This window comes from Flavobacterium sp. ST-158 (assembly GCF_058309975.1).
Genome location: NZ_JBZEEN010000003.1, coordinates 257025 through 272329, shown reverse-complemented (window position 1 = coordinate 272329; position 15305 = coordinate 257025). Strand labels below are relative to the sequence as shown.

15 protein-coding genes are annotated in these 15305 nt (G+C 35.2%); all 15 read left to right on the top strand.

What is annotated here, in order from left to right:
* The first annotated feature begins 2 nt into the window (after positions 1-2).
* The 15 genes from AC4FRF_RS07045 to AC4FRF_RS06975 all read left to right on the top strand — a co-directional run bounded on the left by AC4FRF_RS07045 (position 3) and on the right by AC4FRF_RS06975 (position 15294).
* Entirely contained in the window at positions 3-935 is a 933-nt protein-coding gene (locus AC4FRF_RS07045) for a geranylgeranylglycerol-phosphate geranylgeranyltransferase (protein ID WP_491158782.1), read from the top strand.
* Positions 922-1506: a Maf-like protein gene (locus AC4FRF_RS07040; protein ID WP_491158781.1), complete on the top strand. Its 585-nt coding sequence runs from the start codon at positions 922-924 to the stop codon at positions 1504-1506. Before AC4FRF_RS07045 ends, AC4FRF_RS07040 begins: the two co-directional genes overlap by 14 nt.
* A gap of 10 nt (positions 1507-1516) precedes the next feature.
* Positions 1517-2047 carry a mechanosensitive ion channel domain-containing protein gene (locus AC4FRF_RS07035; protein WP_491158780.1) on the top strand — a complete coding sequence of 177 codons (531 nt, stop codon included), beginning with the start codon at positions 1517-1519 and terminating at the stop codon, positions 2045-2047.
* Between the two features lie 85 nt (positions 2048-2132).
* Positions 2133-3947 (top strand): hypothetical protein, encoded by a 1815-nt coding sequence (locus AC4FRF_RS07030; protein ID WP_491158779.1) that lies wholly within the window; start codon positions 2133-2135, stop codon positions 3945-3947.
* Positions 3948-4022: 75 nt separating this feature from the next.
* On the top strand, positions 4023-4331 hold the full coding sequence (locus AC4FRF_RS07025; protein ID WP_491158778.1) for a hypothetical protein: 309 nt from the start codon (positions 4023-4025) through the stop codon (positions 4329-4331).
* Between the two features lie 150 nt (positions 4332-4481).
* A complete protein-coding gene (locus AC4FRF_RS07020; RefSeq protein WP_491158777.1) occupies positions 4482-4949 on the top strand; it encodes a hypothetical protein in 468 nt (155 codons plus the stop codon).
* Positions 4950-5104: 155 nt separating this feature from the next.
* Complete coding sequence (locus AC4FRF_RS07015; RefSeq protein ID WP_491158776.1) at positions 5105-5353, top strand: hypothetical protein; 249 nt, start codon at positions 5105-5107, stop codon at positions 5351-5353.
* Between the two features lie 369 nt (positions 5354-5722).
* On the top strand, positions 5723-6217 hold the full coding sequence (locus AC4FRF_RS07010) for a hypothetical protein (protein WP_491158775.1): 495 nt from the start codon (positions 5723-5725) through the stop codon (positions 6215-6217).
* Between the two features lie 231 nt (positions 6218-6448).
* Positions 6449-7447, top strand: a complete 999-nt coding sequence (gene lpxD / locus AC4FRF_RS07005; protein WP_491158774.1) for a UDP-3-O-(3-hydroxymyristoyl)glucosamine N-acyltransferase — start codon at positions 6449-6451, stop codon at positions 7445-7447.
* A 478-nt stretch (positions 7448-7925) separates the two neighbouring features.
* Positions 7926-9554: an acyl-CoA carboxylase subunit beta gene (locus AC4FRF_RS07000; protein ID WP_491158773.1), complete on the top strand. Its 1629-nt coding sequence runs from the start codon at positions 7926-7928 to the stop codon at positions 9552-9554.
* Between the two features lie 8 nt (positions 9555-9562).
* A complete protein-coding gene (locus tag AC4FRF_RS06995) occupies positions 9563-10078 on the top strand; it encodes a GNAT family N-acetyltransferase (RefSeq protein WP_491158772.1) in 516 nt (171 codons plus the stop codon).
* 793 nt (positions 10079-10871) lie between these two features.
* On the top strand, positions 10872-11330 hold the full coding sequence (locus tag AC4FRF_RS06990; RefSeq protein WP_491158771.1) for an SRPBCC family protein: 459 nt from the start codon (positions 10872-10874) through the stop codon (positions 11328-11330).
* Between the two features lie 125 nt (positions 11331-11455).
* Positions 11456-12352, top strand: coding sequence for a formate dehydrogenase accessory sulfurtransferase FdhD (gene fdhD, locus AC4FRF_RS06985; RefSeq protein WP_491158770.1), 897 nt, complete (start codon positions 11456-11458; stop codon positions 12350-12352).
* 11 nt (positions 12353-12363) lie between these two features.
* Positions 12364-14706 carry an FdhF/YdeP family oxidoreductase gene (locus AC4FRF_RS06980; RefSeq protein WP_491158769.1) on the top strand — a complete coding sequence of 781 codons (2343 nt, stop codon included), beginning with the start codon at positions 12364-12366 and terminating at the stop codon, positions 14704-14706.
* 99 nt (positions 14707-14805) lie between these two features.
* Positions 14806-15294: an RDD family protein gene (locus AC4FRF_RS06975; RefSeq protein WP_491158768.1), complete on the top strand. Its 489-nt coding sequence runs from the start codon at positions 14806-14808 to the stop codon at positions 15292-15294.
* Positions 15295-15305 lie beyond the last annotated feature (11 nt).

Below are 15305 nucleotides of genomic sequence, written 5' to 3'. Positions count from 1 at the left end.
GAATGAACTTCCTCAACCTCATTCGATATAAAAACCTGTCGATGCTTGCTTTTATGCAGCTTGTATTTAGGTATGGCTTTTTGAAATTGCAAAAAATTGATTTGGCTCTTGCTGATTGGCAATATGGATTACTGGTTTTAAGTACGCTGTTAATTGCAGCTGGGGGTTATGTAATCAATGATATATTTGATCAGTCGACGGATACTATTAATAAACCTAACAAAGTGATTGTAGGTAAATTGATTTCGGAAGCTAAGGCATACAACATATATGCTTTTTTAAATGTTAGTGGTGTAGCAATTGGGTTTTATTTAGCCAATGTGATTATGAGACCTAATTTTGCCGCTATTTTTATTTTTATTGCAGCTACTTTATACATCTATGCCACGAGTTTAAAACAAATGCCTGTAATTGGCAATCTGGTTGTGGCTTTATTGTTATCGGCCAGCGTACTAATAATTGGTGTTTTCGATATTTTTCCAGCAACCGATGCAGGAAATCAAGAAGTGATGGCTCGTTTATTCTCGATACTTTTAGACTATGCTATTTTTGCCTTTATGATCAATTTACTACGCGAAATTACTAAAGATGCTGAGGATTTAGAAGGAGACAGCAAAGCTGGAATGCGAACCTTAGCTGTAGTTTTAGGAGCTAAAAAAACAGCTAAACTACTTTTTGTATTGAGCCTTGCTCCTATTCTGTCCTTACTTTTTTATACTAATCATTATTTAGTGCCTAATCAATTAATTGTTGCTACCATTTACAGTTTACTTTTTGTTCTTGGGCCTTTGCTGTATTTTAGTATCAAAATCTGGAACGCAACCACTAAAACCGACTTTAGCCTTTTAAGCAAAGTCCTAAAATGGATATTATTTTTCGGAATTTTATCCCTTCTAATTATTACTTTAAACATACAATACCATGCTTCGAAATAAACTCAAACAATACCAAATTATATTAGCTTCAGGCTCACCAAGAAGACAGCAATTTTTCAAAGATTTGGATTTGGATTTTGAAATTCGATTAAAAGAAATTGAAGAAATTTTTCCCGATGATTTAAAAAGAGAAGAAATAACCAACTATTTAGCCGAACTAAAAGCAGCGGCCTTTGATGGAGAATTAAAAGAAAATGATATTCTAATTACCAGTGATACCCTTGTTTGGCACAACGAAAAAGCATTAGGAAAACCAAAAGACAAACAAGATGCTTTTGCTATTTTAAAATCATTATCAAATGCTACTCATGAAGTTATCACTTCCGTTTGCTTTAAAACCCAAACAAAAACAGAGGTTATCTATGAAATTACCAAAGTAACTTTCAATGTATTATCAGACGAAGCTATAGAGTATTACATTGAAAACTACCAACCTTTTGACAAAGCAGGAGCTTATGGAATTCAGGAATGGATTGGTTTTATAGGTGTTGTAAAAATAGAAGGCTCTTATCCTAATGTAATTGGACTTCCAGTGGATAAAGTATACCAATATTTGAGTAATTTAGCCTAAAACCGAAAGAATGACTTTTTTTAATGACTTTTCAAACGAAATAATTATCAGTGGCGTATTAGTTGCGGTAATTATCATTTTGCGACTGATTTCTACCAAATTAGTACGACGTTTTGCTAAAACTTCACACCGTATTGAATACCGCACTAACCTGGTCATCAAATACATTCACCTACTCATCAATATCCTAGCGCTCATTGCTCTAATTATTATTTGGGGAGTAAGACCTAAGGATATTGTTTTGGCTGTTTCGTCCGTTACTACAGTGGTAGGAGTTGCTATGGTAGCGCAGTGGTCTATTTTAAGTAATATTACTTCGGGGGTAATTTTGTTTTTTTCTTTTCCTTTCAAAATTGGTGATACTATCAAAATACACGATAAAGATTTCCCTATTATGGGTGAAATAGAAGATATTTCGGCATTTCACATTATTCTAAAAACTACTGATGGCGAACAAGTCATTTACCCAAACAACTTATTGTTTCAAAAAGGAATTTCCATCTTTCAAAATGAATATGAGGAAAAAGAATTTACCGATTAATTCTTACAACAAAAAGGCATTTATTGGACGTTTAATTGTAACTTTATAAAAAAGCCTTTATTTTAAAATTCATAAACAATTCTTAATGCTGTGTAATCCTAAAATATGGGGGCTTGTTACTATGCTTTTCTGTTGTCAGCTTTCATATTCGCAAAGCAAAACAACATCTAAAGACAGCATTCCATTACCTTCTATTCTTAGTACAACGCCAAAAAATAAAACAGCAAAATTTTTTCACCGCTTAGTGTTTAAACCCACAAACAATAAGAAAGTTAAAAAACGGATTCTAGTTTCAAAACATCTGAATGTTGAAGGTAAAACAATACGAGATATTCATATTCTTACACTAGATCCTTTTGGATATTCAGAAACTGATACCGCTAAAATTCCTAAACATTGGTCAGAAAAAGCAGGTAACTGGCTGCATCTTAAATCTAAAAAAATAGCCATAAAAAATATTTTACTTTTTTCTAAAAACAAGCCGTACAACTTATTCGAAATCAGAGAATCTGAACGTCTATTGAGAAGTCAAAACTTCATTAATAGAGTTTATATTACCGAAAAACTAAGCGCACCAAAATCGGATTCTGTAGATGTGTATATTCGTGTTTTGGATTCCTGGAGTTCCATACCTAAATTTTCAGTTTCGAGTTCTAAAACGGGTATTGGACTCAAGGAGCGTAATTTTTTTGGCATTGGACATCAATTGGATTATTATCATTCTAATAGGAAAAGTGATGGAAAAGAGGCCAACACTGTAAGTTATTTAATTCCTAACATCAAAAATTCATTCGTTAAAACCGAATTAAAATACAAAGTCGATTTTGAAAATTATTATTCCAAAGGCATAACCGTAGAACGTCCTTTTTACTCGCCTTTAGCCAAATGGGCAGCAGGAATTGCAATCAATCAGGATTATTTAAAAGACAGCATACAAGATGCAAATGAATTGTATCGTTCACAGGATTTTAAATACAACACTCAAGAATTATGGTTAGCTAAAGCTTTTCATATTATAAAATCGGATGTTATTACCGAAAGAACTACTAATCTAATTGTTGCAGCAGGTTTTACCAATAAAAACTATACAATAAGCCCTGAAACAAACTTAGACCCAATAGACTTTTATACTTCAGAAAAACTACTCTTGAGCGGCATAGGAATAAATACCAGACAGTTTATTCAAGACCGTTATATTTTTAAAAATGGACAAACAGAAGATGTCCCTGTTGGTCGAATCTACGGAATAACGGGAGGATATCAATACAAAAATTCGCAATGGAGGCCTTATTTAGCAGCCCAAATCGCTTTTGGAAACTACCATAGCTGGGGATTTTTAAGTAGTAATTTTGAAATTGGTAGTTTTTTTAAACAATCTAAAACTGAACAAACCGCTATCCGTTTTCAGGCCAATTATTTTACTAATCTATTAGAAATTGGCAATTGGAAAATACGTCAATTTATAAAACCCCAAATGATTATTGGTATAAACCGACAAAATAGTCTCGGTGATTTATTAACAATTAACGAAGACTACGGGATACCAGGCTTTAATAGTCCTGTTTATGGAACACAAAAGATAGTTCTAACCTTTCAAACTCAATCGTACTCACCAACACAAATCTGGGGCTTCCGCATCAATCCGTATTTCAACTATACTATTGCGTCAATAGGCAATAAAAATAATAGTACGAACAACAAAACCTATTCTAAAATTGGAATAGGATTGCTTATTCAAAATGACTATTTGGTTTTTAGTTCTTTTCAACTCTCTCTTTCTTATTATCCAAGCATACCTTTTTCAGGGGATAATATATTTAAAACAAATGCTTTTGAAACTTCTGATTTTGGTTTACAAAACTTTGAATTAGCTAAACCTAGAATTATTTCTTTTAAATAAAAAAAAGCCTATAATTAGTTATTAATCAGTATATTTATAGGAAATAATCTAATTTTTAATTTAAATTTTTCGAGTATGAGAAAACTAAGCTTTTATTTGATGGTTATGGTACTATCATTAGTTGTACTGCCTACGAACACTTATGCGGCAGAAAAAAATGCGGCAGAAAATCCTAAAGAAATGCCTGCCGAAGTTAAAACAATGCTCAATCGATTAGAGGAAATTAAAGAAATGGACAAATCTAATTTAAGTTCTACTGAAAAAAAAGAGTTGAGAAAAGAAGTCAAAACCATTAAAAAGAATTTAAAATCTTCAGGACAAGGTATTTATTTATCTGTTGGTGCCATCATCATCATTGTACTTTTACTGATATTACTACTTTAAAATCAAAAACTTACACACAAAAACAGCTCATCAAATTTGAATGAGCTGTTTTTTTTTAAGTTTTATTTAAACAGCAACTTATTTTTTTGGCACAATAATTGGCTTTTGAATAATACAAACAAATTAAAACACCCCAAAAAAATAGAAATCATGAAAACATTAAAATTAATCGTAGCTGGAATTGTTTTATTAGCTACCAGTGCAACACAAGCTCAAGTATCCGTAAATGTAAATATAGGAACTCCTCCCGCTTGGGGTCCTGCTGGATATTCTAACATTGATTATTACTATATTCCAGACATCCAGACGTATTATGATATTCGTCTTTCGCAATTTATTTATTTTGGAAATGGAAAATGGATTCGTTCAAGACATTTACCAAGACAGTATAGAAACTATGACTTATACCATGGTTACAAAGTAGTCTTAAACGATTACCATGGAAGAACTCCTTATGTATATTATAAAACGCATAAAGCAAAATACTATAAAGGATACAAAGGAGCTCCACAAAGAACTATAGGTAACAAAAACAGTTATAAAGGCAAGTCATATAAAGGAAATAACAAACACAAATATGAAAATAAAAAATCCGATCATGGACATAAAAAACATTAAATTTTAATTCCTAGATACTAAAGAAACGCTATTAGCGTTTCTTTTTTTTTTTACTCCTATTACAGAAGTTAAAATTATGTTAACAAAAATAATACTGGCACGCAAATTGGATTAAGTATTAAAAAACAAACAACATAATTTAAAAGATAGAAATCATGAAAAACATACAATTAATTATAGCTGGATTTGTTCTATTTTTTGGTTCTTCTACACAAGCACAAGTAAACGTTAATGTAAATATTGGCGCTCATCCTGCTTGGGGTCCTGTTGGATTTTCTACTGCTGAATATTATTATATTCCAGACATTGAATCGTATTATGACATTCGTTTATCACAATTTATTTATTTCAATAATGGAAAATGGGTTCGCTCAAAAAACTTACCTAAAGCCTATAAAAACTAAGATTTATATCATGCACACAAAGTTATACTGAATGATTATCATGGAAAAACACCTTATGTGAATTTTAAAAATAACACAGTAAAATATTACAAAGAATATAAAAGACAACCACAAAAATTAATTGGTCAAAAACAAGAAAACCATAAATATGTTAAAAATTACAAGTACACTAAAAGCAAAAAAAATCGATTCTAACAACGAATAAAAAAATAGTAAGACTTAAAGTAGATAAGTGCTTCTGAACTAAAAAAAAAATACACTATCTACTAAAAATAGTTAATAAAAAGTTAATAAAATATTTTTGGCACGCTAATTGAAATAAACCAAATACAAACAAAAACCCCAAAGTAACTTTAAAATATAGAAATCATGAAAACATTAAAATTAATCGCAACAGGAATTATATTATTTGCAGCTGCTAGCACTACGCAAGCACAAGTTTCAATAAATGTAAACATAGGTGCACCAGCAGTTGTAGTTAGACCAGCATGGATACCTCAAAATCATGTAAACGTAGATTTTTATTACATCCCTGAAATCCAATCATATTATGATGTTAGTGCCGGATTTTATGTTTATTTAAACAACGGAAACTGGTGTCGTACAAGATACGTACCAGTACAATACAGAAATTACAATCTAAATCACGCACACAGAATTGCATTGAGCGGATACCACGGAAGTCGTCCTTATGCTTATTACAACAATCACAATGTGAGATATGCTAATAATCATAATCACAACACTAGATATGTAACAACCAGACGTTATACTAACGACCATCGTTATGCTTCTAACTATAAACGAAATGATGATAGAAGACACGACAACAGAGGCCATAACAACGGACACAGAAAACACTAATAGTTTACTATAAAACTTTAAAAAAGCCATCTCTAAGAACATTCTTGGGATGGTTTTTTGTTTGAACCAAAAAAAAATTGATTTTCTTTTCTTCCTAAAAAAATTACAATTTATCTCTAATAAGTCAGATTTATTAAAAGTTTAGCCATACAACTACTAAAAGATTAGGATAATCTATATAGAATCCCTTTATTTGAAACTTCTATTAAAAACAAACCTCCATAATAAACCATGAAATCCTATTCCATTGAAGAAATAAATAATGTTTTAAAAGGCGTTATTTCCGGTACGAGCTTACAAAATATTACTGCTGCAGAACAACTTGAAGTTGCTTCAGATTCAGAAATTTCATTTATTGGAAACAAAAAATATGAAAAACTTTGGGCTACTTCAAAAGCTTGTGTTGCCGTAGTTAATGAAGACATCTCCATTGAACCTGGAGAAAACAGGGCTTTTATCAAAGTTAAGAATGCCGATTTAGCAATGTCTCAAATTTTAGAGCTCTTTGCTCCGCCCGCTCCTAAATTCCATGTAGACATACACCCTACTGCGGTAGTTGATGAAACAGCTAAAATTGGTGCAGGAACTAAAATTGGCGCAGGAAGTTATATTGGCCCTAAAGTTAGCATTGGAGAAAACAGTATTATTTATCCTAACACCACCATACTTGACGAATGTACCATTGGAAAAAACACTGTTATTTGGTCAGGAGCTGTAGTTAGAGAGCGTTGTCACATAGGGAATAATTGCATCATTCATCCCAATGCTACTATTGGAGCAGATGGCTTTGGATTCCGTCCTTGTCCCCAACAGGGCTTGGTAAAAATTCCACAAATTGGGAATGTCATTATTGGAAACAATGTCGAAATTGGCGCCAACAGCTGTATCGACAGAGGAAAATTCAGCTCAACTGTTTTAGGAAACGGTTGTAAAATTGACAATTTAGTCCAAATAGGACACAATAGTAAACTGGGACAATTTTGCATTATGGCTGGAAACAGTGGACTTGCAGGCTCAGTAACCTTAGGAAACGGCGTAATCATTGGCGGAAGCGCTTCTATAAAAGATCATACTACTATTGGCGATGGTGCTATAGTGGGTGCAGGATCGGGAGTAACTTGTGATATTCCTGCAGGGAAAACCATGTTAGGTTACCCAGCTGTGGAAGCTCGAGATGCCTTAAAACAATGGGCAATCTTAAAAAGACTCGTAAACGATTCCAAAAAATAATTTTTTTTTATTTTTTTTACCGCAGTTTCACAAATTTAAAACTTTGCGAAGCTGCGGTTCTTTTTTGCAACAAAAAAACTTAATTTTTTTAAAGCCTTAAATTAGATAAGCTAAGTCTAAAAAACCAAACCATTAAGGAATTAAGCCCCATTAAGTTATAATTCTCTTACATCATCATATTTAATATCTGAATAAAACTTATATAGACTTAAATTATTCTAGTTGGTTTCCAATTCTATAAAACCAAAAACTTAAATGACTTATATGTTAAAAAAAATCTTTGTAAACTTCACAAAAAAACTTCCAACCTTTGCGGTTAGAAAGCCATAAATTAAAAAAATTCAACGGATTTTTCTTTGAGTCACCTAAAAAAACCTTGTATACTTTGTGTTTAAATTAACCTCCACTCTTAAAAAACAAAAAAACTTCAAGTTGGTTTTGTATTTTAGCCTTAAATTTTGCAAAACACAATACAACCATGGATTTGAACTTCAACAAAAACGAAGACCACAATAAACTTTTGCTTTCTGATTTAAGACAAAGATTCTCTAAAATTAAATTAGGAGGAGGCGAAAAACGCATTCAAAAATTACATTCCGAAGGCAAAATGACCGCTCGCGAACGTATTGACTATTTGCTGGATGCCAAAGCCGAAAGTATTGAAATCGGAGCATTTGTTGGAGACGGAATGTACAAAGAACATGGTGGTTGTCCTTCGGGAGGTGTGATTATAAAAATAGGTTACATCAAAGGCAAACAATGTATTGTAGTAGCCAATGACGCCACTGTCAAAGCGGGTGCCTGGTTTCCTATTACTGCAAAAAAAAACCTGCGTGCGCAAGAAATTGCCATGGAAAACAAAATTCCGATTATCTATTTAGTCGATAGCGCCGGAGTTTATTTACCAATGCAGGACGAAATTTTTCCGGATAAAGAACATTTTGGACGCATTTTCAGAAACAATGCCATCATGAGCAGCATGGGAATTACACAAATTTCGGCCATCATGGGAAGTTGCGTTGCCGGTGGTGCTTACTTACCAATTATGAGTGACGAGGCAATTATTGTAGATAAAACAGCCAGCATCTTTTTGGCGGGAAGTTATTTGGTTAAAGCCGCCATCGGCGAAACCATTGATAATGAAACGCTGGGTGGTGCCACTACGCATTGCGAAATTTCAGGCGTTACTGATTACAAAGCCAAAGACGACAAAGACGCCTTAGACAAAATAAAAAACATAGTTGACAAAATAGGTGATTATGATAAAGCGGGTTTCAGTCGCATCAAAGCTGAAAAACCAACTTTAAACGAAAAAGAAATTTATGGTATTCTGCCTAAAGCCCGAACAGAACAATACGATATGATGGAAATTATCCTTCGTATGGTAGACAATTCAGAGTTTGAAGCTTATAAAGACGGTTACGGTCAAACCATCATTACTGGTTATGCCCGTATTGACGGCTGGGCGGTAGGAATTGTGGCCAACCAACGTAAGGTAATCAAAACCAAGAAAGGCGAAATGCAATTTGGCGGAGTCATTTATTCCGATAGTGCCGACAAAGCGACTCGTTTTATAGCCAATTGCAATCAGAAAAAAATCCCGTTGGTTTTTCTTCAGGATGTGACCGGATTTATGGTGGGTTCCAAGTCGGAACACGGAGGCATCATTAAGGATGGCGCTAAAATGGTGAATGCGGTAAGTAATTCTGTAGTTCCCAAATTCACCGTGGTGGTAGGAAACTCTTATGGTGCCGGAAACTACGCCATGTGCGGAAAAGCATACGATCCCCGATTAATCGTTGCCTGGCCAAGTGCTGAACTGGCCGTTATGGGCGGAACTCAGGCAGCAAAAGTTTTGGCACAAATTGAAGCTTCTTCATTGAAAGCCAAAGGCGAAGCCGTTGACGAAGCTAAAGAAGCCGAATTATTTGCCAAAATTAAGGCGCGTTATGACGAGCAGGTTTCACCCTATTATGCCGCTTCCCGTTTGTGGACAGATGCCATCATTGACCCGCTGGAAACCCGAAAATGGATTTCAATGGGTATCGAAGCCGCCAACCACGCTCCTATCGAAAAAGCATTTAATTTAGGTGTTATTCAAGTATAATTAACGCTATGAGATATCATTTTAGAAAAGCCACCACTGCCGAAATTTCTCAAATTTGGGATATTCTGCAAAAGGCGATTCAACGTCGAAAAGCAGATGGCAGCAACCAATGGCAAGATGGCTACCCTAACCCGGAAGTCATCCAAAAAGACATTGAAAAACAGGCCGCTTTTGTTTTAATTGAAAATGAAAAAATCATTGGCTATACTGCGGTTTTAATCAATGACGAACCGGAATATGCTAATATTATTGGCAAATGGCTGAGCAATGAAGATTTTATCGTTTTTCACCGGGTGGCGATTTCAGAAGAACATTTGGGAAAAGGATTGTCTAAAATTATTTTGAATTTCATTGAAGAATTTGCCTTGAGCAATCAAATCTACAGCATCAAAGCCGATACCAATTTTGACAATTTGGCTATGCTACGCATTTTTGACAAACTAGGTTATCAATATTGTGGAGAAGTTTATTTCAGAGGTAGCGCCAGAAAAGCTTTTGAAAAAGTTCTGGGTAAAAAGAAATAACTATAAAAAACTACAATATTCCACAGCAACCGCCATCAAATGAAAAGTGTAAAAAACAACGAAAAAGCAAAGTGGCAGCACTCCACAAGTTGAGCCTGAAAGGCGAACGGCTTGGGGTGCGGAACGAAGCTTTGAGGTAGTTTTTTAGCTTTTTATTTGCCAGGCTTGATTTTTTTGTTTCTTTTTTGATCAAGCAAAAAAGAAAAACAGAAAAACATCCTGATTCTCTCTATTAATTCGTGTTTCTTTAAACATAAAATTTATATAGCTACGAATTACCGCAACAACAGCCCTCAAATAAAAAGCGTACAAAAAAAACGAAAAAGCAAAGTGGCAGCACTCCACAAATTGAGCCTGAAAGGCGAACGGCTTGGGGTGCGGAACGGAGCTTTGAGATAGTTTTTACCCTTTTTATTTGCCAGGCTTGATTTTTTTATTTCTTTTTTGATCAAGCAAAAAAGAAAAAACAGAAAAACATCCTGATTCTCTCTATTAATTCGTGTTTCTTTAAACATAAAATTTATATAGCTACGAATTTCCGCAACAACCGCCCTCAAATAAAAAACGTACAAAAACAACGAAAAAGCAAAGTGGCAGCACTCCACAAGTTGAGCCTGAAAGGCGAACGGCTTGGGGTGCGGAACGACGCTTTGAGGTAGTTTTTAAGCTTTTTATTTGCCCGGCTTGATTTTTTTGTTTCTTTTTTGATCAAGCAAAAAAGAAAAAACACATTCTTTCAACTTAATTTCAGAACTTTAGCATTCTTAACAATCTATTTCAAAAAAAGACGGCTATGTCAACAGAAATCATCACCCCCACTCCTGAATCTGAAATTGTAAGTTCCAGAATATTCAATTTTTCCAAAGAATTAGTATTCAAAGCCTGGTCTGAACCCGATCATCTCAAAAAATGGTGGGGACCTGCAGGATTCACCAACACTTTCAACGAATTTGATTTTAGAGTGGGCGGAAAATGGTCTTTTATCATGCATGGTCCGGACAAAGGAAATTACGCCAACGAATGTGAATTCATAAAAATAGAAAGTCCTTCTCTCATCGCCTGGAAGCGCTATTCTAAACCGCTGTTTCAGGTGGTAGCAACATTTGAATCAATAGCCGAAAATAAAACTTTACTAGTTTTCAAAATGCTTTTTCATACTGCCGAAGAATGCCAAAAACTCAGACCTTTTGTAACAGACAAGAACGAAGAAAATTTCGACAGACTTGAAGTAGAATTGACTAAAATGATTTAAAGACACTTCTTTTTACAAAAAGATAGCATCCCCTTTTTATTGACTTTCTGCATTATTTATAGTACTTTTAAAAGCTTCCTTCTGTAAAGCACTTATTCAATCTTTTTCAAATTAAAAAAATTAGTATGGAAATAAAGGATTTGGAAAGTATTTCCATCAAAAACAAGCTGATACAAAAAGTCAATGGAACTCAAATTTCAGTCCAAGAAGATGTACTCTCCATAGAAGAACCACTTGAAATCAGACTAAAATACTATCAAAATCAGCAAGTTGTTAGCCAAAACATTTCGGTAACTATGCGCACTCCCGGAAACGATTTTGATTTAGCCATCGGATTTTTATTTACCGAAGGAATTATAACGACTTATGAAGCCATCCAAAGTGTTTTTCACGTTGAAAAAAACTGCGCATTCCAAAAAAAGAACATTGCACAAGTAGTTTTAAAAGAAGGTTATGCGCCCCATCTTATGCAGTCTGACCGAAATTTCTATACCACTTCCAGCTGTGGGGTTTGCGGAAAAAGTTCTATTGAAGCCATAAAAACAGTAAGTCCTTTTAAACAATTGGCTAAGCCAAAATACTTTATTTCTGCAAGCATTTTATACCTATTGCCTCAAAAATTACGAGAAGCCCAAAGTGATTTTGCCACAACTGGCGGCATCCACGCTTCGGGCTTGTTTTCAATGGACGGAGAACTGCTGTTACTCCGGGAAGACGTAGGACGACACAATGCCTTGGACAAATTAATTGGGAGCGCTTTCGCAAAAAACCTCCTGCCCTTAAACCAACACATCTTGTTATTAAGCGGAAGAATTAGTTTCGAACTAGTACAAAAAGCAGCTATGGCCGGAATAGGCATTGTGGCTGCAATGGGAGCCCCTTCGAGCCTGGCGGTAGAATTAGCCCAAGAATTTGACATGACCTTAATTGGTTTTCTCAACGAAAATCGATTCAACATTTACCATTCTGCAACAACAATTACTCTATTAACAGAAAAAGAGCAGGCTCTGATTTCCAATTAAAAGTTAGCATCATGAAAGAAGATAAAAATCCAAAAGAACCCAATCCCGAAAACCCCTATAAAACTTTAGATTTAAAACAAAGCAAACCAAAAGATTGGGCAGCAGGTATCTCGGGTGTAAAAGCTGCTTTTACTGATTTGATTGAAGAAAAAACATTGGTTCGAGGTACCAAAGCCTTGTTCAAAATGAACCAAGTAGGAGGTTTTGATTGTCCAAGTTGCGCTTGGCCCGATCCTGATGACGACCGTTCACCTTTGGGAGAATATTGCGAAAATGGCGTGAAAGCACTCGCCGAAGAAGCCACCACTAAAAAAATTACCGCGGAATTTTTCAGGGAAAATTCAGTGTTGGCGCTTTCTCAACTTAGCGATTATGAAATTGGGAAAATGGGCCGACTAACTGAGCCTATGTATTTACCTAAAAACGGAACACATTACGAGCCGATTTCCTGGGATAACGTCTTTAGCAAAATTGCGGAATCTTTAAACGAACTAGATTCGCCAAACGAAGCGGTGTTTTATACTTCGGGACGAACCAGTAATGAGGCTTCTTTTTTATACCAACTTTTTGCAAAAGAATTTGGAACCAACAACATGCCCGACTGCTCCAACATGTGCCACGAAACCTCCGGAGCAGCCTTACGCCCTACCATCGGGATTGGGAAAGGGACTGTAAGACTCGATGATTTTTATGATACCGATTTGATCATTATCATCGGTCAAAATCCGGGAACCAATGCTCCAAGAATGCTAACCGCACTTGAAAAAGGCAAAAAAAATGGCGCGAAAATCATTGCCATTAATCCTTTGCCAGAAGCCGGACTCATGGGATTTAAAAATCCGCAGGAAATAAAAGGTATCATTGGCAACCGCGTAAAACTCGCTGATTTATACCTTCCGGTAAAAATAAATGGAGATATGGCTTTGCTTAAAGCGATAGAAATACTCCTGCTGAAATTGGAGCAACAAAATCCCGGAAAGGTTTTTAATCATGAATTTATTCAGGAGAAAACCACGGGTTACGAGGCCTATATCAATCAATTTGAAAACTATTATTTTGACGAACTTGCGGCGCAATCCGGCGTTGCAAAGGAAGCTATTGAGGAAGCAGCCCAGATGATTGCGTTCAAAAACCGTATTATTGTATGCTGGGGAATGGGACTTACCCAACAGCCAAACGGCGTCGATATGATTCGCGAAATCCTGAATATCTTACTCTTAAAAGGAAGTATTGGAAAGCCTGGAGCAGGTGTTTGTCCGGTGCGTGGCCATAGCAATGTGCAAGGCAACAGAACCATGCTTATTGACGAAAAACCGACTCCCGAACAATTGGACCGATTGCAAAATTATTTTGGTTTCAATCCGCCACGGGAAAAAGGCTACGATGTGGTTCGGGCTATTAAAGCCATGCACGAAGAAAAGGCCAAAGTACTCTTTTGTATGGGGGGCAACTTTCTATCGGCGACACCTGATACCACATTTACGGCTAATGCTTTGCGAAAGTTACAACTCACCGTCAGTGTTTCGACCAAATTGAATCGGACGCATTTGATTCACGGCAAAGAATCATTGATTCTGCCAACTTTGTCACGCAGTGATATGGATATTGTGAATGGCGAACTGCAAATTGTGACTACCGAAAATTCCATGGGCGTAGTACAGGATTCTAAAGGAATTTTGAAACCCGTTTCGGACCAACTCATCAACGAAACCCAAATTGTTTGTCGCATGGCTATGGCAACCTTAGGCGATAAATCGGTAGTGGATTGGGCAAAATACCACAATGATTATGATGCTGTGCGAGATGCCATTGAACAATGCATTCCGGGATTTGAGAACTACAATATCCGAGTGCGACAAAAAGGAGGTTTTTATTTGCCTAATGCCGCAAGGGATGGAAAGTTTAATACGAAACAATTTGGCAATCGGGCGCCTTTTACTTTAACCACAGTTCCCGAAAACAAATTGGAAGCCGATGAATACATGATGGCTACCACCCGCACCCACGACCAGTTTAACACTACCATTTATGGATTGGATGACCGCTATAGAGGAGTTAAAAACGAACGCCGAGTGGTTTTTATGAATCCCAAAGACATTGAAAAAGCTGGATTCAAAGATGGTGATAAAGTAGACTTGTTTAATTATGATGATGGCATCGAACGCATTGCACCCTTATTTATCATTGTGTCCTACCCTATTCCTGAAAAAAACACGGTAACCTATTTCCCGGAAACCAATGTATTGGTATCCGTAAATAATGTGGTCAAAGAAAGTAATATGCCTGCTTCTAAATATGTCAAAATCAAGATTAAAAAACATGAAGAAACCATTTACGAGATGATAAAAAGCTAATCCATTTGAATAAATTTTGACAACTTATTTTAAGACTAGACAAAGATGTTTGCACTAGCTAAAGTTAATTATACAATAATTAAAAATAAATGTTTAAAAATGGAAATACCTAAGATAAAACTAATTACAACTCCTGAAACAGAAGAAGCTAAATCTGTTGTTGGTTATAAATGGAATGATATTGGAAGAAAAGCCATTGCTGCTTTAATTGATTATTCAATAATCATTACAATAAATGTCTATTTGATTTATACATTTGGAAAACCTGTTAATGGACAATCTGAAAGTTATGAACTGACAGGATTCTCTGCTTTGATTACAATTATTCCTTGGCTGATTTTTACTACTTGTTTAGAATATTTTCTTGGCTCAACTCTTGGAAATGGAATCGTAGGTTTGAAACCTGTTGCTCAAGAAAATGAGAATAGAAAAATATCTTTTATTCAATCTTTACAAAGACATTTATTAGACCCTCTAGACATGTTCTTTTTTGGACTTGTTGGATATTTAGTAATGAAAAGTAATCCAAATAGACAAAGATTGGGTGACATTTGGGCTAAAACTGTTGTTATAAAATATAGAAATTAAATAAAAACAAC